The sequence below is a fragment of the Buttiauxella gaviniae ATCC 51604 genome (assembly GCF_001654835.1).
GTDB classification, from domain to species: domain Bacteria; phylum Pseudomonadota; class Gammaproteobacteria; order Enterobacterales; family Enterobacteriaceae; genus Buttiauxella; species Buttiauxella gaviniae.
On record NZ_LXEP01000003.1, the window covers coordinates 304,944 to 330,169 of the forward strand.

General features: G+C 48.7%; 26 protein-coding genes. 12 read left to right on the forward strand and 14 right to left on the reverse strand.

The genetic code is table 11. From position 1 onward, the window contains the following. The first annotated feature begins 70 nt into the window (after positions 1-70). A complete protein-coding gene (gene dsbB / locus M977_RS01835; protein WP_064511838.1) occupies positions 71-601 on the forward strand; it encodes a disulfide bond formation protein DsbB in 531 nt (176 codons plus the stop codon). A 48-nt stretch (positions 602-649) separates the two neighbouring features. Here dsbB and M977_RS01840 read toward each other — a convergent pair whose 3' ends face one another. The 6 genes from M977_RS01840 to M977_RS01860 form a co-directional block, all read right to left on the reverse strand. Further along, positions 650-886, reverse strand: a complete 237-nt coding sequence (locus tag M977_RS01840; protein ID WP_064511839.1) for a putative hemolysin — start codon at positions 884-886, stop codon at positions 650-652. Positions 887-957: 71 nt separating this feature from the next. Continuing rightward, entirely contained in the window at positions 958-1,134 is a 177-nt protein-coding gene (ymcF, locus tag M977_RS25775; protein WP_134183199.1) for a cold shock small protein YmcF, read from the reverse strand. A 95-nt stretch (positions 1,135-1,229) separates the two neighbouring features. Continuing rightward, positions 1,230-1,676 (reverse strand): YcgN family cysteine cluster protein, encoded by a 447-nt coding sequence (locus M977_RS01845; RefSeq protein WP_064511840.1) that lies wholly within the window; start codon positions 1,674-1,676, stop codon positions 1,230-1,232. Between the two features lie 89 nt (positions 1,677-1,765). Continuing rightward, on the reverse strand, positions 1,766-2,425 hold the full coding sequence (locus M977_RS01850) for a fumarylacetoacetate hydrolase family protein (protein WP_064511841.1): 660 nt from the start codon (positions 2,423-2,425) through the stop codon (positions 1,766-1,768). Between the two features lie 78 nt (positions 2,426-2,503). Beyond that, positions 2,504-3,571, reverse strand: coding sequence for a lytic murein transglycosylase (locus tag M977_RS01855; protein ID WP_064511842.1), 1,068 nt, complete (start codon positions 3,569-3,571; stop codon positions 2,504-2,506). A 75-nt stretch (positions 3,572-3,646) separates the two neighbouring features. Continuing rightward, positions 3,647-3,922: a YcgL domain-containing protein gene (locus M977_RS01860; protein WP_034455230.1), complete on the reverse strand. Its 276-nt coding sequence runs from the start codon at positions 3,920-3,922 to the stop codon at positions 3,647-3,649. Positions 3,923-4,048: 126 nt separating this feature from the next. On the opposite strand from M977_RS01860, the gene minC reads away from it, so the two are divergent. The 3 genes from minC to minE are packed head-to-tail and all read left to right on the forward strand — an operon-like array spanning position 4,049 to position 5,875. Continuing rightward, positions 4,049-4,756, forward strand: coding sequence for a septum site-determining protein MinC (gene minC, locus M977_RS01865; RefSeq protein ID WP_064511843.1), 708 nt, complete (start codon positions 4,049-4,051; stop codon positions 4,754-4,756). Between the two features lie 24 nt (positions 4,757-4,780). Further along, positions 4,781-5,593, forward strand: coding sequence for a septum site-determining protein MinD (gene minD, locus M977_RS01870; protein ID WP_064511844.1), 813 nt, complete (start codon positions 4,781-4,783; stop codon positions 5,591-5,593). Positions 5,594-5,596: 3 nt separating this feature from the next. Further along, positions 5,597-5,875, forward strand: coding sequence for a cell division topological specificity factor MinE (gene minE, locus M977_RS01875; RefSeq protein WP_034455225.1), 279 nt, complete (start codon positions 5,597-5,599; stop codon positions 5,873-5,875). A 159-nt stretch (positions 5,876-6,034) separates the two neighbouring features. Here minE and rnd read toward each other — a convergent pair whose 3' ends face one another. From rnd to yoaA, 5 genes are all read right to left on the reverse strand, one after another. Beyond that, positions 6,035-7,156, reverse strand: a complete 1,122-nt coding sequence (gene rnd / locus M977_RS01880) for a ribonuclease D (RefSeq protein WP_209438595.1) — start codon at positions 7,154-7,156, stop codon at positions 6,035-6,037. 71 nt (positions 7,157-7,227) lie between these two features. After that, complete coding sequence (fadD, locus tag M977_RS01885; protein ID WP_157092022.1) at positions 7,228-8,913, reverse strand: long-chain-fatty-acid--CoA ligase FadD; 1,686 nt, start codon at positions 8,911-8,913, stop codon at positions 7,228-7,230. Positions 8,914-9,116: 203 nt separating this feature from the next. Then, positions 9,117-9,719, reverse strand: a complete 603-nt coding sequence (locus M977_RS01890) for a Slp family lipoprotein (RefSeq protein WP_064511847.1) — start codon at positions 9,717-9,719, stop codon at positions 9,117-9,119. 45 nt (positions 9,720-9,764) lie between these two features. Next, on the reverse strand, positions 9,765-10,460 hold the full coding sequence (gene tsaB / locus M977_RS01895; protein ID WP_064511848.1) for a tRNA (adenosine(37)-N6)-threonylcarbamoyltransferase complex dimerization subunit type 1 TsaB: 696 nt from the start codon (positions 10,458-10,460) through the stop codon (positions 9,765-9,767). A 71-nt stretch (positions 10,461-10,531) separates the two neighbouring features. After that, complete coding sequence (gene yoaA / locus M977_RS01900) at positions 10,532-12,442, reverse strand: DNA repair helicase YoaA (protein WP_064511849.1); 1,911 nt, start codon at positions 12,440-12,442, stop codon at positions 10,532-10,534. Between the two features lie 129 nt (positions 12,443-12,571). On the opposite strand from yoaA, the gene M977_RS01905 reads away from it, so the two are divergent. Beyond that, complete coding sequence (locus M977_RS01905; RefSeq protein ID WP_064511850.1) at positions 12,572-12,916, forward strand: RidA family protein; 345 nt, start codon at positions 12,572-12,574, stop codon at positions 12,914-12,916. 23 nt (positions 12,917-12,939) lie between these two features. Here the strand turns inward: M977_RS01905 and M977_RS01910 are convergent, their stop codons facing one another. Further along, complete coding sequence (locus tag M977_RS01910; RefSeq protein WP_064511851.1) at positions 12,940-13,209, reverse strand: YoaH family protein; 270 nt, start codon at positions 13,207-13,209, stop codon at positions 12,940-12,942. 114 nt (positions 13,210-13,323) lie between these two features. On the opposite strand from M977_RS01910, the gene pabB reads away from it, so the two are divergent. The 3 genes from pabB to sdaA all read left to right on the forward strand — a co-directional run bounded on the left by pabB (position 13,324) and on the right by sdaA (position 16,900). Next, entirely contained in the window at positions 13,324-14,679 is a 1,356-nt protein-coding gene (gene pabB, locus M977_RS01915; RefSeq protein WP_245163472.1) for an aminodeoxychorismate synthase component 1, read from the forward strand. A gap of 3 nt (positions 14,680-14,682) precedes the next feature. Beyond that, positions 14,683-15,261 (forward strand): CoA pyrophosphatase, encoded by a 579-nt coding sequence (locus M977_RS01920; RefSeq protein WP_064511853.1) that lies wholly within the window; start codon positions 14,683-14,685, stop codon positions 15,259-15,261. Between the two features lie 274 nt (positions 15,262-15,535). Continuing rightward, complete coding sequence (sdaA, locus tag M977_RS01925; RefSeq protein WP_064511854.1) at positions 15,536-16,900, forward strand: L-serine ammonia-lyase; 1,365 nt, start codon at positions 15,536-15,538, stop codon at positions 16,898-16,900. A gap of 45 nt (positions 16,901-16,945) precedes the next feature. On the opposite strand, the gene M977_RS01930 is transcribed toward sdaA, so the two are convergent. Then, positions 16,946-17,854: a LysR substrate-binding domain-containing protein gene (locus M977_RS01930; RefSeq protein ID WP_064511855.1), complete on the reverse strand. Its 909-nt coding sequence runs from the start codon at positions 17,852-17,854 to the stop codon at positions 16,946-16,948. A 158-nt stretch (positions 17,855-18,012) separates the two neighbouring features. Here M977_RS01930 and M977_RS01935 point away from each other — a divergent pair, with 158 nt between their 5' ends. From M977_RS01935 to M977_RS01945, 3 genes are all read left to right on the forward strand, one after another. Beyond that, on the forward strand, positions 18,013-19,203 hold the full coding sequence (locus M977_RS01935) for an MFS transporter (RefSeq protein ID WP_064511856.1): 1,191 nt from the start codon (positions 18,013-18,015) through the stop codon (positions 19,201-19,203). Positions 19,204-19,213: 10 nt separating this feature from the next. Continuing rightward, positions 19,214-20,389 (forward strand): amidohydrolase, encoded by a 1,176-nt coding sequence (locus tag M977_RS01940; RefSeq protein ID WP_064511857.1) that lies wholly within the window; start codon positions 19,214-19,216, stop codon positions 20,387-20,389. 164 nt (positions 20,390-20,553) lie between these two features. Then, positions 20,554-22,149, forward strand: a complete 1,596-nt coding sequence (locus M977_RS01945; protein WP_064511858.1) for an EAL domain-containing protein — start codon at positions 20,554-20,556, stop codon at positions 22,147-22,149. Between the two features lies 1 nt (position 22,150). Here M977_RS01945 and yoaE read toward each other — a convergent pair whose 3' ends face one another. Next, entirely contained in the window at positions 22,151-23,710 is a 1,560-nt protein-coding gene (yoaE, locus tag M977_RS01950) for a CNNM family cation transport protein YoaE (protein ID WP_064511859.1), read from the reverse strand. Between the two features lie 476 nt (positions 23,711-24,186). On the opposite strand from yoaE, the gene manX reads away from it, so the two are divergent. Then, positions 24,187-25,155, forward strand: a complete 969-nt coding sequence (manX, locus tag M977_RS01955; RefSeq protein WP_064511860.1) for a PTS mannose transporter subunit IIAB — start codon at positions 24,187-24,189, stop codon at positions 25,153-25,155. Positions 25,156-25,226: the final 71 nt, after the last annotated feature.

Consider the following 25,226-nt stretch of genomic DNA (forward strand, 5'->3'; position numbering starts at 1 on the left):
TGTGCGTACTGGCGCAGAAATCGAATTCGTTTACACTGCCGACTCAACGCATGTTGCAGGGATACTGATTATGTTGCGATATTTAAACCAATGTTCCCTTGGGCGCGGTGCCTGGCTTCTTCTGGCATTAACAGCCTTTGCCCTGGAAATGGTGGCATTGTGGTTTCAGCACGTCATGATGCTGAAACCTTGTGTTATGTGCATTTACGAGCGCTGCGCACTGTTTGGCATTATGGGTGCAGGGATTGTCGGTGCCATTGCGCCAAAAACTCCGTTGCGTTACGCCGGAATTGCGCTTTGGATCTACAGTGCAGGGAAAGGTCTGCAATTAGCGTGGGAACACACCATGCTTCAGCTTCACCCTTCCCCGTTTGTGACTTGTGACTTTGCCGCACGTTTCCCAAACTGGCTGCCGCTAGATAAGTGGATGCCGTCAGTATTTGTGGCAACAGGTGATTGTTCTGTACGTCAGTGGGAATTTTTGTCGCTGGATATGGTGCAGTGGTTAGTGGGGATTTTTGCTGTCTTCCTACTGATTGCCGTCTTGGTGTTAGTTGCTCAACCTTTCAAACCAAAACGTCGCGATCTGTTCGGCCGCTAAGTTCGAAATTCAGATACACAAAAACCCGCCTTGGCGGGTTTTTTATTATTAGTGGTCGCGACGATAAAGCGTCCACTGATCTATTCGCTCGCCACTTGGCAATATGCAATCGCCACCTTCACCCAGATCGGTTTTCACCGTTCTCAACTCACCGCCTTTGTCTTTGCAGTAAACTGACGCCGGGTTCGGCATGCCGATAACCTGCGGCGGTTTAGGTGCCACGGGTTCAGGCGATGAACAGCCACTGAGGATGAGTGCCCCAATTAGTAATGTTATTTTTTTCATTATTCCTCCGTTATGGAGGCTGAATGTTAACAGTGCAGAAGTGGGGAAAGCAAAACCAGCGCAATTCGCTCTTAGCGAGCAGCTACACTATATTGATGAATCGCACTCATCGGACGATGAAGAAGATGCATCCCTGATTTACAGAAGATACAAACAGCGCCATGGGGATTTGTTTCTCGGACATCGTAAGGGGAGGTGCGATACTGTGAACCGCCACATGACGGACACTTAAATGTTAAGTACTGGATAAAAACCTACTTTTATTTGTTATTGAAAGAACACCGTATCATAAAGATTTCGTTTTGTACGATTTATTTTTGTGTTCTTTCTCGAAGCTGGTGGTTTAGTCTGCCCACTCAGGTTTGTTTAATATATGATCTTGCCAGTCAGTCACTTCAGACTCTTTCACTGCAATATGGCGCACAGAAATGCGTTCACCATGCATTGCGGCTTTTGAACCTGTCAACAAGGGATGCCATACCGGCAAGTCCTTGCCTTCAGCTAAGAGACGGTACGCGCACGAATGCGGTAACCACTCAAAGGTTGGCAAGTTATCACGAGTCAATTTGATACAGTCCGGCTCATACTCAAAGCGGCGTTCGTAATTTTTACACTGACAAGTTTTGATGTTTAATTGCTTACAGGCGACATTGGTGAAGTAAATTTCATCCGAGTCTTCATCCATCAATTTATGCAGACAACACTGGCCGCAGCCGTCACAAAGTGATTCCCACTCAGTGTCACTCATTTCGTCAAGAGTTTTGCGCTGCCAGAACGGTGCTGTAGTCATGATGTTTGTCCGGTAATAAAAAACAAGCGCACCTTATAAACAGTCTGAGCCGCAGATGCAAGTTTTGCCGCCCTCAGGCGGCAAATTGATTATAGAACGCGTGTGGTCAAGTTGCGGTCTGCGAAGCTGACTTCGAGTTCGTCGCCACTCACAAGCGGCCCCACACCTTCCGGTGTTCCGGTCAGGATCACATCACCGGCTCGTAAGGTGAAAAAGCGGCTCATATAAGCAATCAAAGGCACGATTTTATGGATCATGTCTGAAGTACTGCCCTGCTGGCGAACTTCGCCATTGATCTTTAATGCAATAGGCGTATTTTGCGCATCGCAGTTAAACTCGCTGGCTGGAATAAACCCAGAAATCGGGCAGGAATTGTCAAACCCCTTCGCTTTTTCCCAGGGTTGGCCCGCTTTTTTTAATTTCCCCTGCAAGTCACGAAGCGTCAGATCAAGTGCTATACCATATCCTGCAATGGCCTTAGTAACATGCTCATCTGTTGCCTGTCTCAGCGTAGATCCAATCAGAATCGCAAGCTCAACTTCATGATGCAGCGAACCCAAACCATGTGGTAGAACCAGTGGCTGGCGAATATCACACAATGCACTTTCAGGCTTAATAAACAACACCGGCTCTTCCGGCGTTGCACTGCCCATCTCTTTGATATGTTTTGCGTAGTTACTGCCTACACACACTACTTTGCTGACCGGAAAATCCAGCAGCGCACCCTGCCAGTTATGATGCTGATACATGCCTTTCCTCTGCGTCGTTGTGTTAATTACCTTTGATACTAGTGAAAAAAATCGCGGCTGAATACTGATGAGTATCAGTTATCGTACGATAGCGTCAGCCATCGTCGCGATGCTTATCGCAAAGTAGTAAGAACGATTCCAGTGCATGATGGTGCGAAAGTTATTGTAGACAAGGAACGAGCGCCCCAGGTTGTCATCGGGTGTGATAATCCAGGCTTTTTGCGAAGGTGGAGGTGGTGTGGTTGCGTCTTTTAACGTGATTCCTAATTTTTGCCATTGGCTAACTGTTTTACCCTGCTCTGTTTTGGTTCCGGCAAGCGTGCTATCGAAACCTTCGGGAAGCGTGACTTCTCTGCCCCATTCTCCGCCCGCCTTCCAGCCTTCAGTCTCAAGATAATTAGCGGTTGAAGCAAAAACGTCACTGGTGTTAGTCCAGATATCGACTTTCCCATCACCATCACCATCCGCGCCATAGCGCAAATAGGAACTTGGCATAAATTGGCTTTGCCCCATTGCCCCCGCCCATGAACCTTTCAGCTCTTGCACGGTGATATGGCTCTGGTCGAGAATTTTTAATGCAGCCATCAACTCTTTGGTAAAGAATGCTTCACGCCGCCCTTCAAATGCCAGTGTTGCCAGTGCAGAAACAATGTCCTCTTTACCCTGGATTTCGCCAAAATGGCTTTCCATCGCCCACAGAGCAACGATGTACTGACTTTGAACGCCAGTACGGGTGCTGATAGCTTCTAATTCATTTCGGTGCTGCTGATACTGCGCGCGCGCTTGTTCAATCTTTTGTGGCGTAATCACCCGAGACAGGTATTCATCCAACATAATTTTCTTTTCGAGCTGGCTCTGGTCGGATTTGATGACCCGATCAACAAAATGAATGCTAGCGAATGCGTTGCTGATAGTACTGTCGCCAATTCCCTGAAGGCGGGCTTGCTCTTTTAGTGTCTCAACAAAAGCTGGAAATTCGGCGGGGTTTCGCCCTTGCTGCGCAAGCGTTGTAGGTGCAGGCGTACTCTCAGGCTGCGTCGCAACTGAGGGATTAACAATGGATTGCGCCTGTTCGTCAGAAGATAAAGCGCTAAAACTGGTCAACATAAAGGTGATGACGGTTAAACAAATTGCTGGAGTGTTCATCTTTTTCCCCGCGGTTATTTGTTCTAAATATCATCTACCTTTATGTTCAGGAAAGATTTGGCAGTAGTCTGAAACTTATTTTTTCGGACTGTTTTCGAGATGCATTTTTAACAAACTTTCAGGTGGTGGTGGCAATTGTAAATAATAGCCAACATCTTTGAGAGCTTGTTTTACTTTATCAAAATCAGCATTAGCCAGTTTTTTACTCCCATCAAGCGGTAATACCATTGCCAATTGTGGGGTACCAAAACCTTTCATCAATTCTTCAGGTACGCGTGAGAAATCGTCTTTTTTTTCGACATAAAGATAAGTTTGGTCACGTTTACTACTTCTGTAGATCACACAAAACATTTTTTTTACTCTATTTTAGCCAGATGGTGGCTTGCCTGAATATATCTGTGACTATAACATGCCAGATGTACTTCGGAATATCGTCCCACACAGGTGGGGATTAAAACTGAATTGAGTAAGGCCAGGATGTCAAACACGCCAATCGAGTTAAAAGGCAGCAGTTTTACCTTATCAGTGCTTCATATACATGATGCACAACCCGAAGTCATTCTCCAGGCCCTTCAGGACAAAGTATCCCAGGCTCCGGCCTTTCTGAAAAATGCACCAGTGGTGGTGAATGTTGCCAGCCTCGATGGTTCAGTTAACTGGAAGAAAGTCCAGCAAGCGGTAGTTTCTTCCGGTTTGCGAGTAGTCGGTATAAGTGGTTGTAAAGACGAAGCTTTGAAGAGGGAAATTGAACTCGCTGGCTTGCCACTGCTGACTGAAGGGAAAGAAAAGAATTCGCGTTCCAGGGCCACTCCCGCTGAGGTTGCGGCACCAGTAGAACCAATTGTTAGCCCGATCACAAAAACGCGTTTGATTGATGCCCCGGTTCGTTCCGGTCAGCGCATTTATGCGCCAAACTGTGATTTGATTATCACCAATCACGTCAGTGCCGGTGCAGAACTTATAGCAGATGGTAATATTCATGTTTACGGCATGATGCGTGGCCGTGCTCTGGCGGGCGCCAGTGGCGATCGTGATGCACAAATATTCTGTACTAATCTTGCTGCTGAGCTGGTCTCAATAGCGGGAGAATACTGGCTAAGTGAACAAATACCAGCCAATTATTATGGGAAAGCGGCGCGCCTGAGTTTGGCGAGTGGTGCTCTCTCCGTTCAATCTTTGAATTAAGCCCTTTTAACAAGGAATTCCTTTATGGCACGCATTATTGTTGTTACGTCGGGTAAAGGGGGCGTCGGTAAGACCACGTCCAGCGCGGCCATCGCTACGGGTTTGGCCCAGAAGGGAAGAAAAACCGTCGTTATCGATTTTGATATTGGCCTGCGTAACCTGGATTTAATCATGGGTTGCGAGCGCCGCGTGGTATACGACTTCGTTAACGTTATTCAAGGCGACGCCACATTAAATCAGGCGTTGATCCGAGATAAGCGCACCGAACAACTCTACATTCTTCCAGCATCGCAGACCCGCGATAAAGATGCCCTTACCCGCGAAGGTGTGGCGAAGGTACTCGAAGATCTGAAAAATATGGACTTTGAGTTTATCGTTTGCGATTCACCTGCGGGTATCGAAACAGGCGCATTAATGGCGCTCTATTTTGCTGATGAAGCAATTATCACGACTAACCCTGAAGTTTCATCAGTGCGCGATTCAGACCGCATTCTCGGCATTCTTTCTTCAAAATCACGCCGTGCCGAAAACGGTGAATCGCCAATTAAAGAACACCTTCTGTTAACTCGCTACAACCCGGGCCGTGTAAACCGCGGCGACATGCTGAGCATGGAAGATGTGCTGGAAATCCTGCGCATTCCTCTGGTTGGTGTGATTCCTGAAGATCAATCTGTGCTGCGTGCTTCAAACCAGGGTGAGCCGGTCATTCTTGACCAGGAGGCTGACGCTGGTAAAGCTTATGCAGATACTGTTGAGCGCCTGCTTGGCGAAGATCGCCCTTTCCGCTTCATTGAAGAAGAGAAGAAAGGCTTCCTCAAACGCCTGTTCGGAGGATAAGTTATGGCATTACTAGACTTTTTTCTCTCACGGAAAAAGAACACCGCCAACATTGCAAAAGAACGTCTGCAAATTATCGTCGCAGAGCGTCGCCGTGGTGATAGTGAACCTCATTATTTGCCGCAGCTAAAACGCGATATTCTGGAAGTCATTTGCAAATATGTAAAAATCGATCCTGAGATGTTAACAGTCGTTCTCGATCAAAAGGATGACGATATTTCTGTTCTGGAGCTTAACGTCACGTTGCCAGAAACTCAGGAAGCAACAACCAAATCCGCGTAATACATTTTACGTAATAAGCCTCCTGGAATTACTCCGGAGGCTTATTTATTTTTACGAACTGACAATGTTTAAATGCGGACTATTCTTAAAGGTTAATGGATATATTCTATTACCATTTAGCAAAACACTGTGATTATTCACAGTAACCTTCCGCAAATATTAAAAATCAGCCAGCAACGTTTTTAAAGCTTCACCCATTACACGTCCACGCCAGCCACTGATTAATTCCGGCTGTGTAGTCTGGGTTTTTAATTGCCAGTGCCAATTCAGCAACTGGTTAATTTGTCGGCGTGAAGCGAGTAACTCTGCACTCAAACCACAAGTTTCACTCACCTGCTGAACCAACGCTTTGATAGCTTTAAATACGCGGCGATATCCCGGCATATCAATCAGATTACTCAGCGGTTCAGGTAGTTCATCATCAGATAACGCCTGTGCTTCAACAACCAATGCCAACAACGTTTTACCATGAAAACGAATTTCACTGCCGCTCAGGCCAAGGTGTTCAAGTTCACCTAACGATCCCGGCATATAGCGTGCAACCTGCCAGAGGTGTTCTTCGCGTACGACGAAGTTAACCGCCATATCACGCTCACGCGCTTTACGCAGACGCCACGATGCCAGTTTCTTCAGGCAAGCCAACTGGCGCGTTCTTAACTGCCATGCGTTACCAATTTCACGCCAGGCTTCTTCAGGATCGAGAACATCCTGACGACGGGAGGCCATTAGGTTGCATTCATCCAGAGCGGCTTCCATCCAGCCCGCAGCTTGTGTCTCTTCCATCAACTTGTGTGCAATTGGCAACAGATAGAGCACATCAGCGGCAGCATAATCACACTGACGCTCAGTCAGAGGACGTGCCAGCCAGTCGGTGCGCGATTCACTTTTATCCAGTGCAATACCGGTAAACGACTCAACAATGGTGGCAAAGCCACAGGAGAGTGGGCGCCCACTAAATGCGGCCAGAATCTGTGTGTCGATAAACGGGTCGGGCAACATGCCGAACGCATTGAGGAACACTTCCAGGTCTTCGCTGCCAGCGTGCAGGAACTTAATCACCGCAGTGTCTTGCAACAACGTTTTGAATGGCGACCAATCAGAAATCGTCAGCGGGTCGATAAGCGAAGCGGTTTCACCGTCGTACAGCTGGATCAAACCCAGTTGCGGGTAGTATGTCCGGGTACGAACAAATTCAGTATCCAGCGCAACAGCCGGAAATTGACGTGCAGCCTCACAAACGGTAGCCAGGCCTTCGTCGGTAGTAATCATTTGGTAAGTCAAATTCAGTTCTCTTAGGTTTGCGCCCATAAAAAACGCCGGCAGAACCGGCGTTAGGGCGACTGACTCGGAGTTCAGGCGTTATTGTTGCCTTTACTGACCGATTCGTCACGTAGTTCTCGTCGTAATATTTTGCCCACGTTTGATTTTGGCAGCTCTTCGCGGAACTCCACCAGCTTAGGCACTTTGTAACCAGTAAGCTGACGACGGCAAAAAACAATCAGCGCTTCTTCGGTGAGTGATGCATCTTTTTTCACGACGAAGATTTTTACCGCTTCGCCGGAAGCACCGCTCGGAACACCAACGGCTGCAACTTCGAGCACACCGCTATGTTGCATAACGACGTCTTCAATTTCGTTCGGATAGACGTTAAAGCCTGAGACCAGAATCATATCTTTTTTGCGATCGACAATGCGCATAAAGCCTTCGTCGTCCATCACCGCAATATCACCGGTACGCAACCAACCGTCTTGCAGAATTTCATCCGTTGCATCCGGACGCTGCCAGTAACCCAGCATCACCTGCGGGCCTTTCACGCACAGTTCACCCGGTTCGCCAGCAGGGACCTCTTCACCTTCATCGTCGATGAGTTTTACTTCGGTGGACGGTACTGGTAAACCGATACTGCCGCTGTGGTAATCCATATCGTGAGGATTGGCGCTCACTAATGGGGCACACTCGGTCAGACCGTAACCTTCAAGCAAGAAGCGTCCTGTTAGTTTTTCCCAACGCTCGGCTACCACTTGCTGTACAGGCATACCGCCACCCGCGGAAAGGTGCAGGCTTGAAAAATCAAGCTGCTGGAATTCTTTGTTGTTGAGCAACGCATTAAACAGCGTGTTTACGCCAGTCATGGCGGTAAACGGATACTTTGCAAGTTCCTTCACCAGCCCCGGAATATCACGCGGGTTAGTGATCAGCAGGTTCTGTCCGCCAAGTTCAATAAATAGCAGGCAGTTCATGGTTAACGCAAAGATGTGATAAAGCGGCAATGCCGTCACCACCAGCTCTTTGCGTTCGTACAACAGCGGGCTATATGCGGCTCTAACTTGTTCAAGATTCGCCAACATATTGCGGTGCGTCAGCATCGCACCTTTGGCAACCCCGGTCGTCCCGCCGGTATATTGCAGGAATGCGAGATCATCGTTGATTATTTCAGGCTTGATGTACTGAAGACGGTAGCCGTGTTGCAAAGCACTACGGAATGAAATGGCATCAGGAAGATGGTATTTCGGCACCAGACGTTTGACGTACTTAACAACAAAGTTAACCAACGTGCCTTTTGCCGCAGAGAGCTGATCGCCCATACGCGTCAAAATAACGTGCTTAACCTGGGTTTTATCAACCACTTTTTCCAGGGTGTGAGCGAAGTTCGAAACTATCACAATCGCACTGGCACCACTGTCATTAAGCTGATGCTCAAGCTCACGCGGTGTGTACAGTGGGTTAACATTCACCACCACCATACCCGCGCGCAGAATACCAAACAGCGCGACCGGATACTGCAACAGGTTCGGCATCATCAACCCTACACGGTCGCCCTTTTGCAGGCCCAGACCCTGTTGTAAATATGCAGCAAACGCACGGCTCCGCTCTTCCAGTTTACGGAACGTCATCACTTCGCCCATGTTCATGAATGCAGGCTGATCGGCATAACGTGCCGTTGCTTGCTCAAACATATCAACCAGGGACTGATAACGGTCAGGATTTATCTCAGCCGCAACATCGGCTGGGTAGCGGTTAAGCCAAACCTTCTTCAAGGATCCACCTCTGAATTTAATATTCGTCGTCATCACAACCCCAATATATAAACATGCCGTTAACATAATATTAACTCAGCGTACCAGTTTATTAATTAGACTGATTTAAGGTTGCGAAGCGCATCACTAATTATTTTTATTCCATGATAAAACGAAGAGGCAGCGGACATGCCGCTGCCTCTTCGTTTCAGTAAAGCAATTTGTTACTCAGTTACGATGGTCTGCACCTGTGCAGGGCCTGGATTATACCATCCGCCGCCCCACATACCGCCATAGCCGTAACGACCACGATAAGGATACGGCCCGCCCCAGAACCACGGGTCTATCGGTTGTGGTGGCATTACCACTTGTTGAGTGACACGCCAGCGTTTATAGCCATTCACCTGCATCACCATAAACTTGTACGCACTCTCACCCACTTTACCTTCAACTACACCAGTAATTGGGCCAACCACGGTAATCAATTGACCACGGAAGTCTACAGGGTCGAGGAAACCATTCACATCTGCGTAAATACGCCCTTTGGAAGGCTCACCTAACTCTGGACGCGCACCTTCATCGAGATTAACGGTGGCAATTTCCAGCCGTGTTCTGCCCTGCTTGTTATCAATATTCACCACTCGCCCGCCGAAGCGTGCTTCTTGCCCGATATAGAGCTGTGGTGCATTCATCACCCGGACTAAATCTTGTTGAGGCATGGCGCTGGTGCCTTTTATGGCATCAGGTATGCTGACACAACCGCTAAGCACAATGACTGCCGCGATGGCTAAAACCCGGGTAACAATCCTGACATGTAAACCAGCCATATCCTTTCTCCTTAACGCAATTTCGCTTCACGAAAACGTCGGGAACTACTCTCTGCCAGGCAATTTCTTCCAGGTCACTTCATTACGCAGATAAACCGGTTCGGCATGTTCAACCGCAACTGTCTGTCCGGCATTTAATGCCTGAATCGCCAAAGGCAACATATCTTCCGCCGCAGGCAAGGTGACTTCTCCATCACGGATTATCAGTTCACTGTCCTGCGCCATATCCGGCCAGGCCTGCCAACCCGTTCCAACAGTAGCCCACTCACCCTGTAGTTGTTTCAACCGCGCAGCAACCGCTTCAGGTTTTAATACCGCTTCAGTTTCTTCACCGTGCCAGACACCATTTTCATCACGCTGATATTCAGCCCAATAAACCTCTCCCATACGCGCGTCAATTGCGGCCAGCACACGGGTAGCGCCCGTCACACGCCATGCACCTTGCGCCATGGTGGCAAGTGTTGATATGCCAATCATCGGCAATTCAGCACCCAAGGCCAGTCCTTGCGCAATACCAATACCTATGCGCACGCCGGTAAAACTACCAGGACCACGGCCATAAGCAAGGGCGTTCAATGCGGTCAGACCAACGCCCCCTTCATTGAGAATATCGCGGACAAGCGGCAATATGCGTTGGGTATGTTCACGTGGGCAGAGTTCGAAACGGGCACAGGAAGTCCCCTCGTTATACAGGGCAACCGAACAAGCTTCTGTCGCGGTGTCGATGGCTAAAATTCGCATGATTTGCCAACCTCTGGCGGTAAAAAGTGGGGTCAAAAATCGGCGCGCATCATACCATAGTCTGGCACAAATTACTGCGCCGGACCGAAGTTAAGGAACTCAACTGCCCGATTTATATCCCGCGTTCGCGGCGTCGGTGGCAGGCTATTGAGGAACACGGCACCATATGGGCGCATCACCAGGCGGTTATCGCAAATCACTAACACACCACGGTCATCGACATCGCGAATTAAGCGGCCGACGCCCTGTTTTAAGGTGATAACAGCATCAGGAAGTTGCACATCCTCAAAGGGATCGCCGCCACGCAGACGACAATCTTCCATGCGTGCTTTCAGTAACGGATCGTCAGGTGAGGTAAACGGCAGCTTGTCGATAATCACCAGGGAGAGCGCATCACCGCGCACATCAACGCCTTCCCAGAAGCTGCTGGTTGCCACCAGCAAGGCATTACCCGCATCAACAAACTGCTGCAACAACTGACCTTTGCTGGTTTCACCTTGCAGTAAAACTGGCAGCGTCATTGTGGCGCGAAATTGTTCGGCTAAATCACGCATCATTGAGTGAGATGTGCACAGCATAAAGCAACGACCATTGTTGGCTTCAATTAGTGGCTTGAGCATTTTGGCAAGATGCCTGCCTGCTGCTGGTTGATTGGGTGTTGGTAGTCCACGTGGCACACACAATAATGCCTGGCTGGCGTAATCAAACGGACTGGCTAGTAACAACGTATCTGCGTTAGCGATCCCCAGGCGTTCAGTAAAGTGGCTAAGTTGATCATTTACTGAAAGCGTTGCCGAGGTGAAGATCCAGGTTCCTGCTTTTTGGCTGATAACTTCCTGGAATTTATCGGCCACCGACAACGGAGTCAGAGCAAGCGTGAAGTTACGCGCATTGCATTCATACCAGTAGCTATAGCCTGGCGTATCAACCTCTTTGAGTCGCTTGATACGCCCACGCAGAATTACCGCCCGCTCAAATGCGGCATCCAGTAATGCGGAGCGGCCAAGTGAAAGTTTTGCGACGTCGTAGCAAAGTTCAAGCGCATCATCGAGTAGCAGCAAGGCCCGTTGAATTGACGGTTCAGCCAGTAATTCGCGTAAGTTACCGCGATAACCGGGATCGCCCATTTGCAGACGAAAATCTTGTGTGCTCTGCGCCAGACGGTCCGCGCTTTTTTGCAATTGCTGCGCATCACGCACTTCAGTGCGATAGGCAATAGAGATGTCTTTAGCAATATCGAGCAACTGGCGGCTTGAGACTGACTGGCCGAAATATTGGCTGGCGATATCGGGGATTTGGTGTGCTTCATCGAAAATCATCACTTCGGCCTCGGGAATAAGTTCACCGAAACCGCCCTCTTTCACCACCATATCGGCCAGAAAGAGATGGTGGTTCACTACCACCACATCCGAATCCATGGCTTTTTTACGCGCTTTAACTACGAAACAATCTTTGTAGAGCGGGCAGTCTTGCCCAAGACAGTTATCGTTGGTACTGGTGACCATTGGCCAAACGGCTGAGTCTTCAGCAACACTTGCGCAGGTGCTGATATCTCCATCAACGGTTTCAATCGCCCAGCCACGCAGTTTAACGATATCGCTTAACGTCTGGACTTGAAGATCACCACCCGCCAGCGCATTTTGCTCCAGGCGCTCAAGACACAAATAGTTAGATCGCCCTTTAAGCAGCGCCAACCGCCCTTTGAAATCGAGTGCTTTTGCAACGGTGGGTAAATCACGGGAAAAAAGCTGATCTTGCAAAGCTTTTGAACCGGTCGAGATAATGACTTTTTTGCCTGAACGCAGAGCTGGGGCCAAGTAAGCGTAGGTTTTACCGGTGCCAGTTCCAGCTTCCACCACCAGCTCACGCTCGGAAGTAATAGCTTTAGTGACGGCTTGCGCCATCTGCCGTTGCGGTTCACGCGGTTTAAAACCTTTTATCGCCGTGGCGAGTTGGCCATCTGCTGCAAAATCGTCTGTCACAATACCCCCTGGGTTTATTGACAGTGATTATGTCAGTGTGAGCGGTGTTAATCCAGCAAGCCTGTGGAAGCCACCTGCGGATTGTGGCAGGCTGTCACGCAATATAAGTGAGCTGAAAAGGAAACAGTGATGAGTATTGTGCGTATAAAACCTGAAGCACGTTGGTCAGATGCGGTGATTCATAACAACACCTTGTACTACACCGGTGTGCCGGAAAATCTGGATGCGGATGCTTACGAACAAACCGCAAACACCCTTGCGCAGATTGACGCAATGCTGCTCGAACAAGGTAGCGATAAGAGTAAGATCCTCGACGCCACGATCTTCCTGCCAGAAAGTACTGACTTTGCCGCGATGAATAAGGCCTGGGATGAGTGGGTAGTCGCGGGCCATGCGCCGGTACGTTGTACCGTGCAGGCAAAATTGATGAATCCGCGTTACAAAGTAGAAATTAAGATTATCGCAGCAGTCTGAAACTACGCGGGCTGCGGCCCGCGTTACTTATCGTCGTCGTTTTCTTCGTAATGATCGACGTAGTGTTCTTCTTCGTCATCATCGTTAGCGGTGTCTTCGTCGTTTTCTGCGTCGCCGACATCATCATCCTCAAAACGGACTGCGACCATTTCACCGGTGTGATTGGCACGAATCTCTGCGGCCACTAAAGTAATAGCTTCGCCACTACTCATGCCGTTAGCCATCAGTTCCTGAATTCGCTCAACGGCTTTTTGCTGTTGCTCGTGGGATAATGAGGGTAATCCTGAAATCATTTTCGACTCCTGTTACATTGCCTGGGTTAATTATTTCACGCTGCTTTCATTGATTCCAGAGGGTTTCCAGGTAAGCAGGATGATCTGTCTCTTTTTTAGTTGTGGTTTATGACGTTGCAAACTCTAACTTTTCGCACTTTGCCATGGCATCCGAATGCCGTTCAACACACTTTCAAAGCTATTGCACTGCAACCATGGGCAATGCTGCTGCATTCCGGTTTTGCTGAACATCCCCATAATCGCTTTGATATTCTGGTGGCCGAGCCGCGTGCAACCTTAGTAACCCGTGGCGCTCAAACGACAATCTGCGTGGAAGGAGTCAGCTCGACCCATCATAGCGACCCACTACAACTGTTGCAGCAAACGCTGGATAGTTTTGGCTACCAATCAGCAACTCACCCGGAATTACCTTTCTTAGGCGGTGCGTTGGGGTTATTTGGTTATGATCTGGGTCGTCATTTCGAAAAAGTACCAGAAATTGCACAGGCCGATCTCAACACTGCGGACATGGCAATTGGCATTTATGACTGGGCTTTGATTGCCGACCATAAACTAAAAAAGCTCACGCTTATTTGCTGGGGTGAATGTTCTGCACGACTTAACTGGCTGGAAGCGCAAAAAGTTCCGGTTGTTGAGCCATTCCGCCTGACAAGCGCGTGGCGCTCCAGTATGACACGCGAGCAGTATGGACTTAAATTCCGGCAGGTACAGGAATATCTCAAAAGCGGCGATTGTTACCAGGTCAATCTCGCGCAGCGCTTTAACGCCTGTTACGAAGGTGATGAGTGGCAAGCATTCGAGCAACTGAATGCCGCTAATCGAGCACCATTTAGCGCCTTTATTCGTCTACCTGAAAGCGTAATTCTTAGCCTGTCTCCTGAGCGTTTTATTTTGCTCGAAGGCAAGAATATCCAAACACGCCCGATTAAGGGGACTTTGCCGCGCCTTGCCGATCCGATTGCCGATGCGCAGCAAGCTGAAAAACTCGCCAACTCGCCAAAGGATCGGGCCGAAAATTTGATGATTGTCGATCTGCTGCGTAATGACATTGGCAGGGTTGCCGTGCCAGGCAGCGTAAAAGTGCCGGAACTGTTTGTAGTCGAGCCCTTCCCGGCAGTTCATCACCTCGTCAGTACGATCACCGCACAGTTGCCACAACATCTACAGGCAACAGATTTGCTGCGTGCATGTTTCCCGGGTGGTTCTATTACCGGAGCACCAAAAGTACGCGCTATGGAAATCATCGAAGAACTGGAGCCGCAACGGCGCAATGCGTGGTGTGGCAGCATTGGTTATCTGAGCTTCTGCGGCAATATGGACACCAGTATTACCATCAGGACACTCACCGCCGAGGGTGGCAAACTGTACTGCTCTGCAGGTGGTGGCATAGTTGCCGATAGTGTTGAATCTGCGGAATATCAGGAAACCTTTGATAAAGTTAATCGTATTCTGCCGCAATTAGAGAGTTGATGAATGTCTGGTTCCTCCTTGACCATGAACGATTTTTTATCGCGTTTTCAACTGCTACAACCGCCAGCAACGCGTTTGAGTGGTAATAAACGCCAGGCCGCCGTATTGATCCCTATCGTCCGCCGCCCGCAACCCGGATTGCTGCTGACACAGCGTTCAGCCATGATGCGCAAACATGCTGGACAAGTGGCCTTCCCCGGTGGGGCGGTTGATGACACGGATGAGTCGTTAATTGCGGCCGCACTGCGCGAAGCCTGGGAAGAAGTCGCCATTTCTCCTGACAGTGTCGAAGTGATTGGTACTTTGCCACCGGTTGATAGCGTTACAGGATTTCAGGTCACGCCGGTTGTAGGCATTATTCCGCCCAACTTGCCCTACCATGCCAGCGAGGATGAAGTCGCGGCTGTATTTGAAATGCCATTGATGGAGGCCCTTACACTTGGCCGTTACCATCCGCTGGATATTCACCGTCGTGGCAACGCCCACAGAGTTTGGCTTTCCTGGTATCAGCACTATTTTGTCTGGGGCATGACGGCCGGAATCATCCGTGAATTAGCCTTGCAGATAAGTGTGGAACCCTGATCACTCTTTAATCCTGTAAAAACGGCTATATTTAGCAGAGTGTCTTGCTGAGGGTTTATTCCCTTATTTGCATCATGGGTAAAAGAAATGGTGAATGACTCTGGACTTATCCCCCGACAACCGCCTTTTCAGGCCGGATTAGTCAAGTTATAGTTAACCATTAGTTTAATTCATGTGAATAGTTTACTACAGTGAGCAATAAATTTTTAAACTAGCTGACTGCGATTTTGCAGCAGCAAATTTTATTTATCTGGTGCCTTGGAAGGAGTTTTGTGTGATTAGCATATTCGACATGTTCAAAGTCGGCATTGGGCCATCCAGTTCCCATACCGTCGGTCCAATGAAGGCCGGTAAGTTGTTTGTCGATGATCTGGTCGAAAAAGGATTACTGGAAACTACGACGCGTATCGCTGTCGATGTTTACGGTTCCCTGTCGCTGACAGGTAAAGGGCACCATACCGACATCGCTATCATTATGGGTCTTGCAGGGAACGAACCCGCGACAGTTGATATTGATTCTATCCCGGCGTTTATTCGTGATGTAGAAACCCGCAGCCGTTTGTGGTTGGCTCAGGGTCGCCATGAAGTCGATTTCCCGAAAGACTCCGGCATGTGTTTCCGTAACGATAATTTGTCGCTACATGAGAACGGCATGACCATTCATGCGTTCAGCGGCGAGCAAGAGATCTACACCAAAACCTATTATTCCATCGGCGGCGGTTTTATCGTTGATGAAGAGCATTTCGGCAAAGAAGCGGTCGACGAGATCGTCGTGCCTTACTCGTTCAACTCTGCCGAAGAGATGCTTAAGCACTGCAAAGAAACGGGCATGTCACTGTCTGGCGTGATTATGCAAAACGAACTGGCTTTGCATAGCCGCAAAGAAATCGAAGAGTATTTTGCCAACGTGTGGCAAACCATGCGTGCGTGTATTGACCGTGGCGTGAATACCGAAGGTGTTCTACCTGGCCCATTGCGTGTGCCGCGCCGTGCATCGGCATTGCGCCGTATGTTGGTTTCCAGCGATAAACTGTCAAACGACCCAATGATCGTGGTCGATTGGGTGAATATGTTTGCGCTGGCGGTTAACGAAGAAAACGCTGCTGGTGGGCGCGTGGTAACTGCACCTACTAACGGTGCCTGCGGTATCGTTCCTGCTGTTCTTGCTTACTATGACCACTTTATCGAGTCAGTCAGTCCGGATACATATATCCGCTACTTCCTCGCATCAGGTGCAATTGGTGCGCTCTACAAGATGAATGCGTCTATATCTGGTGCAGAAGTCGGCTGTCAGGGTGAAGTAGGCGTGGCCTGTTCTATGGCTGCCGCAGGTCTTGCTGAAATTTTAGGCGCAAGCCCAGAGCAAGTTTGTGTTGCCGCGGAAATTGGTATGGAACATAACCTGGGTTTAACCTGTGACCCGGTTGCAGGCCAGGTTCAGGTGCCGTGTATCGAACGTAATGCCATCGCTTCCGTGAAGGCTATCAACGCCACTCGTATGGCGATGCGCCGTACCAGTGAACCGCGAGTGTCTCTCGATAAGGTTATCGAAACCATGTACGAGACAGGCAAAGACATGAACGCCAAATACCGTGAAACTTCACGTGGCGGCCTGGCAATCAAAGTACAGTGTGACTAATCCCTTCTGGCCCTCTGCAAAGAGGGCCAACCTACTCTGCCAAACCTACCACGGATAATTTTGACACTGCTGACGCAGCGCTAATAAAAATTGCCGCGCAGTTGCTGTCAAGTCCGACTTCTGTGACCAAATAACGCAATACTGTGCCGACGGCAGCGTCGTTATAGGTAATACGGTCAGCCGGTCTTGTAAGAATAATGGTGTGCTCATCGCTCGGGCGACTATCGTCAAATAATCCGAATGCAGCACCATATTAAGCCCACAAATCACTGAATCTGTTCGAATCGGTGCTTCATGCATCTGGCCATAAAACTCATTGAGTTCATCTTGCAGCTGTTGGTAATAACCGATATTTGCTTCCGGTAATAACCATTTCGCCCTACGTAATTGGGCAAGTGATGTCGCCTGTGCTAAGGGATGCTCACGCCGGGCAATCACGCAGAATGGTGCGCTAAACAGCGGCTCAACAATGACATCTTCTGGCACTTTGGCAGGATTGATTGTCCCAATAGCCAGATCGAGCTCTCCTTGCTGCAATAGCGGCAGCAGTGTTGTCAGTTGCCCTTCTTTGATATGCAAACTTGCTTGCGGCAAGCGTGATTTAAAACTGTCGGCTACGGCCGGAAAAACACTTAACGCAATCAATGATGAAAAGCCAATGGTCAGTTTGCCTTGGGAAAAGTGGTTAATTTGTTCCACTTCCTCGGCCGCACGCTGTAGTTCCTCCAGAATCCACTCAGCCCGACGGGAAAATGCCTCTCCTGCCTCGGTTAAGGTGATACCTTCGTTTCCACGTAGAAATAGTTGCGCTGATAAAATTTGCTCCAGCTCTCGTAATGTCCTGCTCACCGCTGGCTGAGATTGCCCCATTACTCGCGCAGCTCCACGAATGCTGCGGCTGCGCACCACTTGTCTGAAGACATGTAACTGCTGCATTTTCGGCAAATACTTCATGCGTACCCCTATCAAGAAAAAGCATCACCCTAAACAAAATTGCATCTTTTGCGAGAATACCCGCACTGCTTATATAGCTATCAGAGTTATCCATATGAACGCTGCAACCAACGGGGCGATTCGCTCCTGGAACGGAATTCCGCATAAGGGTCCGCACGATGAAAAAAAATCACTCCTTGATGATTTTCCTGTTATTTCTGGGCTATGTCATTGTCTATATAGATAAAACGGTGATGGACTTCGCATTATTGCCTATCGAAAAAGAGTTTGGAGTCTCCACACAGCAACTGGGGTATATCACCGGCATTTTCTTCCTCTCTTACTCACTGTTTCAGATACCCGCAGGCTGGCTAAATGACCGCATTGGTTTTCGTAGCATGCTGGTTGCTTCACTCTGCCTGCTTGGTGGATTTGCGCTTTGTTTCGGTGTTCTGGGGTTAAGCTTTGGTATGTTGATAGTCTTCCGCTTCCTGGCGGGAATCGGACATTCTGGATATCCATGCTCCTGCGCCAAAGCGGTGGTCAGTAATTTTAGCGTTGAAAAACGGACATTCGCCCAATCAATCCTGCTCTCATCCGCTGGCCTTGCAATGACCATTGGTCCAATGGTGGCAGTCAGTGCATTAACGCATATTGGCTGGCGTGGCTCGTTTGCCGGGCTCGGTTTGATGGCATGTGCGGTCGCGATTGTTATTTTTATGCTGGTGCAAAAACCTGCCGCTGCACCGAAATCAGCATCGTCCGTCAGTTATCGCACGTTACTGAAAAGCCCGACGGTAATTCTGCTGTTTGTTGCGATTTTCTGCATCAACATTCCAAGCTACGGGCTGATGGCCTGGCTGCCTAAATTCCTGGTGCAGCAACGTCATATGCCGCTTGAAATCTCCGGGTTGGTAATTGCAGCGGGTGGGCTGGGGATCTGGATTTCCTCTCTGGGAACCGGCTGGCTGGTCGGCAAATATTTCCAGGGGAGTGAGCCTGGGGTGATTGTCATTTGCTCACTCATTAGCTCGCTGTGTATTTTTGCGATTTATCACACGGGTTCGCCTGTCGCCGCCAGCGTCTTTCTGTTCCTGGGACAGGTGTTTTTGATGGGTAGTTTTGTCACCGTCTTCACTCTGCCGATGAAACGTCTCCCTGTCGAAACCATGGGTGCCGCGATGGGGCTTATCAACACTGGTGGCACATTGGGCGGTTTTGTTTCACCTATTGTGATGGGGTATTTAATTGGCGTTAGCCAGGACTACTACACCACTTTCATTTTCCTCGCGTTAGCTATGGTCTGTGCAGCACTTGCCGTCATACCGCTGTTGACGAAGAAATCTGCTTTAAAACCTATTACTGATTAACGGAGACATTATGACCTTCAATATCGATATTCTGACTGACGAAGTGGCCCATGACGTGTCTCGCTGGCGCCAACATATTCATGCCAACCCGGACCTCTCTTTTCAGGAACAAGCCACGGCTGATTATATCGCCGCAGAGTTAGCAAGCTTTGGGCCGCTTGAGTTGCGTCGTCTTACACCAAATAGCGTTGTGGCCGAATTAAAGGGAAAACTCCCCGGCCCAGTATGGGCGCTACGTGCGGATATTGACGCCCTACCGATTCAGGAAGAGAGCGGCGAAGCTTTCTCCTCATGTAAACCTGGTGTGATGCATGCCTGCGGGCATGACGCCCATGCGGCGATGTTAATGGGTGCGGCAAAAGTGCTGTGTCATTTTCAGGACAAGCTTAAAGGCTCGGTACGTTTTATTTTCCAACATGCGGAAGAAGTGCCACCGGGTGGCGCTCAAGAGCTGGTAAATTTGGGTGTGTTGCAAGATGTCGAATACATCTTTGGCCTGCATGTGATGCCAGATAAGCCCACGCAAACCTTGTCATTGAAAGAAGGCGTATTCAGCGCATCAAGCGATAACTTCGATATTGTGATAACCGGGAAAGGCGGTCATGGCTCAATGCCGCACTTGTGTATTGACCCAATTGTTATCGGTGCAGAAATTGTCAGCGCATTGCAGCAAATTGTTGCCCGCAAACTCGACCCTCTGCACGCGCCAGTATTAACCATCGCAACCTTCCAGTCGGGTGAAAGCTACAATGTCATCCCGAATAGAGCCCATCTTGCGGGTACGTTGCGTACACACAACCAAAAAGTGCGTGAACAGGTTCCTCAACTCATGCAACAAGTGATTTCTGGGATTGTTGCCGCTCACGGAGCAAGTTTTGATATTCAGTGGCAAGCGGGTTATGCCGTCGGGAATAATCATGCTTCTGCCTGCGAGATTGCGCGCAAAGTTATCGAAGAAAATTTCCCTCCTCAAACGTTGCACACGGTAACAACACCTTTATTTGGTAGCGAAGATTTCTCTTCGTATCAGCAACATGTTCCGGGATGCTTTATTTTCGTCGGCTGTAGAAATCCCGACAAAGGTGCCGTTTGGAATGTTCATAATCCTCACTTCCTGCTGGATGAAGATGCAATGAAAGTGGGGGTTAAAACGCACCTGAGTTTGATAAGCCAAATGTTTGTTTAAATATTCACTAGAATAGCAAGCGTCGTGTCTGCGACGCTTGCACGTAATACTCCATTAGCTTTCATCTAAAAGTATGATTTTGCCTTCGGATATCCAATCCCCCACTACACTTGGAATGTTCTGTGTGCCGATTTCGGTCGCGGTTCTAAACAAGGTGGTCGCGGATGCAAACGGCACAACGCATATTAAGAGATTATCGCCGCAGACGTTTGACTGTCTGCGTTGCGTTAGCCGTATTAGTCCTGCTGCTGACACTCAGTGCGCGCTATATTGCCGATCGTGATTCGAATGAACAACGTATGCAGGCATTTAACCAACGGGCTGTCAGTTCACTTGAAAACGTCCTGATACCGCTTGATTTAGCAAGTAAAGATGCGATGCAGTTAATGGGGTTATCATGTGAAGCCGCGCAACTGAGAATGCGGGAATTAGTGGCTCGTATGCAAACAGTACGTGATATTGGCCTAATTAAGGATGATATCTTTTATTGCTCAAGTATTTTTGGCCCGCGTTCAATACCCATTGATCTGGTGCAGCCCCGGTTGCCATCATCATTGCCACTCTTATTCCTCTCGATAGACCATACGCTACTTAAAGGCACGCCGATTCTTCTATCCTGGCATCCTCTGCGCAATAGTCGGCATGACGGTGTCATGCAAATTATTAATATTGAGTTGCTATCGGGATTTATGCTTGAACCCAGACGCCCCTGGGTCTCCCGTGCGATGTTAAATGTCGCCGATTCGCATTATGAATATGGGAAAGGGTTACTACCCCGAATTACTGTTGACGACGGGCAAGTCAGCCATGAACTGGAATCCGATATATTTCCTTTTTCCGTTACCATTATTGGCCCATCCTCCAGTCAGCTGGCATTACAAAATATGCCAACGCAACTGCCGCTGGCACTAATTCTCAGCATGTTGATTGGCTATATAACGTGGCTTGCCACCGCGAACCGAATGAGTTTTTCCTGGGAAATTAATCTTGGGCTTGCATTACATGAGTTCGAAGTTTTTTGTCAGCCTCTGGTCAGCTCACGTAATCTTCAATGTGTTGGCGTGGAGTTACTTTTGCGGTGGAATAATCCCCGCCAGGGTTGGATTTCACCTGATGTATTTATCCCACTTGCCGAACAGCAAAATTTGATAGCGCCATTAACACGTTTTGTGCTTTCGGAAACAGTACGTAATCTTGATATCTTTCCGAAATCCCCTGATTTCAATATTGGGATCAATATCGCAGCTAGCCATTTCCATAATGGGGAAGTTATCGAAGATTTACGCCACTACTGGTTTCCAGTCCACCCCATCCAGAAACTTACCCTTGAACTTACGGAGCGTGATGCCTTACCAGATGTCGATCTTCGGGTGATACGCGATTTACATCGCATGGGGGTCGATTTAGCCATTGACGATTTCGGTACAGGCCAAAGTTCACTGGCTTATCTAGAAACATTAAATCCTGACGTGCTGAAAATCGATAAGTCGTTTACTGCAGCGATTGGGACCGACGCGGTCAATTCGACAGTGACTGATATTATTATTGCGCTGGCGCAGCGGCTAGATATTGGTTTAGTTGCGGAAGGTGTTGAAACGCCGCAGCAAGCAGAGTACCTGCGTAACCACGGCGTAAATGTACTACAAGGATTTTTGTATGCGCGGCCAATGCCTTTGAAGGAGTTTCCACGCTGGCTAGGGAGCAGCACGCCGCCCCCACGCAGGAATGGTCACGTTATTCCCATTATCCCGCTACGCTAATTTACTCTTCCTCGTCTTCATGTTCAGAGCGTTCTTTTACCACACGAACCAAGTCCACACGGTAATCGTTGGCCTTCACAATCTGGATGCGTAACGGAGCCAGTTCAATAACATCGCCCACTTTAGGGATTTGGCCATTCACCGCGATAACCAAACCGGCGATAGAGGCAATATCTTCCTCATCGTTCACCAGATTGTTGATATCAAGATGCTGCTGAATCGCATGCAGGTCGGTTGAACCTTTAACTAACCAACCATCGCCATCACGCACGATTTCGGGTGTTTCGTCGGCATCAGGGAATTCACCGGCGATAGCTTCCAGAACATCCAGCGGCGTTACCAGGCCTTGAACCACGCCAAACTCGTTATTCACGATAACGAAACTACCGCGAGCACGACGAAGCACACCCAGCAAGTTAATCGGGTCCAGTGTTTCCGGAACCACAATTGCAGGTGAACGTGCAGCAATAGAAACCACATCACCACCATTTTCCAGTGCTACCAGTAACTCTTTGGCACGCACAATACCGATGATTTCATCAAGCTCACCATGACAAACCGGGAACAAGCTATGCGGAGATTCCAGCAGCTGCTCACGAATTTCAGCAGTGGTTTTATCGGCATCAACCCATGATATTTCACCACGCGGCGTCATAATGCTGCGTAGCGAACGAGATGCCAGTGTCAGCACACCATTAATCATGTAACGCTCTTCTTCAGCAAAAGATTCTGCTTCAATTGGCGTGATGGTTTTGTTGTCTTCGTTAGACGAACGCTGTTGGCGTTTACCATTCATCAAACGCAAAATCGCATCAGCCGTACGGGCACGTAACGGCACATTCGACTGATGGCGAATAAAGTTACGGCGCGCAATCTGGTTGAAAAATTCGATGATTATCGAGAAACCAATTGCCGCATACAGGTAACCTTTCGGAATATGGAAACCAAAGCCTTCTGCGACCAGGCTCAGACCAATCATTAACAAGAAGCTCAGGCACAGCACGACGACCGTAGGATGTTGGTTAACAAAATTCGTCAACGGTTTGGACGCCAACAACATCACACCCATCGCGATAACTACCGCCGCCATCATCACTGGCAGGTGATTTACCATGCCCACCGCGGTAATAACCGCATCCAGTGAAAACACCGCATCCAATATAACAATCTGTAAAACCACAACCCAGAAACTGGCGTAACCTTTGCCATGCCCATCATCATGCTGGCGGTTTTCCAGCCGCTCATGTAGTTCCGTCGTTGCCTTAAACAGCAAGAACAGGCCACCAAATAACATAATGAGGTCGCGCCCGGAGAACGTCATTTCGCCAACGCTGAACAGCGGTTGCGTTAGCGTCACCATCCATGAAATTAACGACAATAAGCCCAGTCGCATCACCAAAGCCAAGGATAAACCGATAAGTCGTGCTTTATCTCGTTGTTTTGGTGGAAGTTTGTCTGCAAGGATGGCAATAAAGACCAGGTTATCAATACCCAGCACTATTTCCAGCACAATCAGCGTCAGTAAACCCACCCATATTTGGGGATCCATTAAGAGTTCCATGACAAGCTCCTGCTTTGGGAATAACTCATCGGCATCGCGCGCAAGGCGGACGCAAAGAGGCAAATTGAGGTATTAACGGGGCGTGAAACGCCAATATGAAGGACTGAGTTTTCAGACCTGAAATTGAAAAGACGTCGGTGACGGTCCATACGGTGGGCTACTGCCCTTTACTCCTTAGTAATTAAACGAGATGCAAACAATATCAGAGCAAAATACCCTTTTGCAAAGATTTACCTGATTTTGCAATTTTACTGTCATTGACCTCGTTCATTATTTGCCCAGCGAATCATTAAGTTGTTAGCAAACCTAAATTACGGATCTTCATCACATAAAATATTTTTTTCACTGACTAAAATAAATCCGTCTTAAGTTACACATCTTTACTCATACCGTTATCTGAATCGATTCGCTTAAGAAACGGATAATCTACAAAACACCTATTAAGGGTGTGGCTATACCAACACAGGAGGTAGCAAGTGACTATTGCTATTGTCATAGGCACGCATGGCTGGGCAGCAGAACAATTGCTGAAAACCGCAGAAATGCTATTGGGCGAACAAGAAAATGTTGGCTGGATAGATTTCGTTCCCGGTGAAAACGCCGAAACTCTAATCGAGAAGTACAACGCTCAACTGGCAAACCTGAACACCGACAAAGGTGTGCTGTTTCTCGTCGATACCTGGGGTGGTAGCCCGTTTAACGCAGCCAGCCGTATTGTCGTCGATAAAGAGCATTACGAGGTCGTCGCCGGGGTCAATATTCCGATGCTAGTTGAGACCTTGATGGCTCGTGATGATAACCCTTCATTTGATGAGTTAGTGGCAATCGCTGTTGAAACAGGTCGTGAAGGGGTTAAAGCCCTGAAAGCTAAACCTGTTGAAAAAGCTGTACCTGTTGCGCCTGTTGCTGCACCTAAAGCCGCAGCACCGCTCAAGCCAATGGGTCCGAAGGACTACATGAATATCGGTCTGGCGCGTATCGATGACCGTTTAATTCATGGCCAGGTCGCAACCCGCTGGACCAAAGAAACCAACGTAACACGCATTATTGTTGTCAGTGATGAAGTGGCAGCCGATACCGTACGCAAAACACTGTTGACGCAAGTTGCTCCTCCTGGTGTGACGGCACACGTCGTTGACGTCGCTAAAATGATCCGCGTGTGGAATAACCCGAAATATGCAGGCGACCGTGTGATGCTGCTGTTCACCAACCCAACCGATGTTGAACGCGTCGTGGAAGGTGGAGTGGACATTAAGTCAGTCAATATCGGTGGTATGGCGTTCCGCCAGGGTAAAACCCAGGTTAACAACGCGATTTCTGTCGATGAAAAAGATATTGAAGCCTTTAAGAAACTTAACGAGCGCGGCATTGAGCTCGAAGCCCGTAAAGTTTCAACCGATCAAAAATTGAAAATGATGGATCTGATCGCGAAGGTGAAAAGCTAATTACTAATGTGATTTGCTTAATTCTACGTTTTGCTCAGTTTTCACACATAAGTCATACGTTTAAGGAGAAG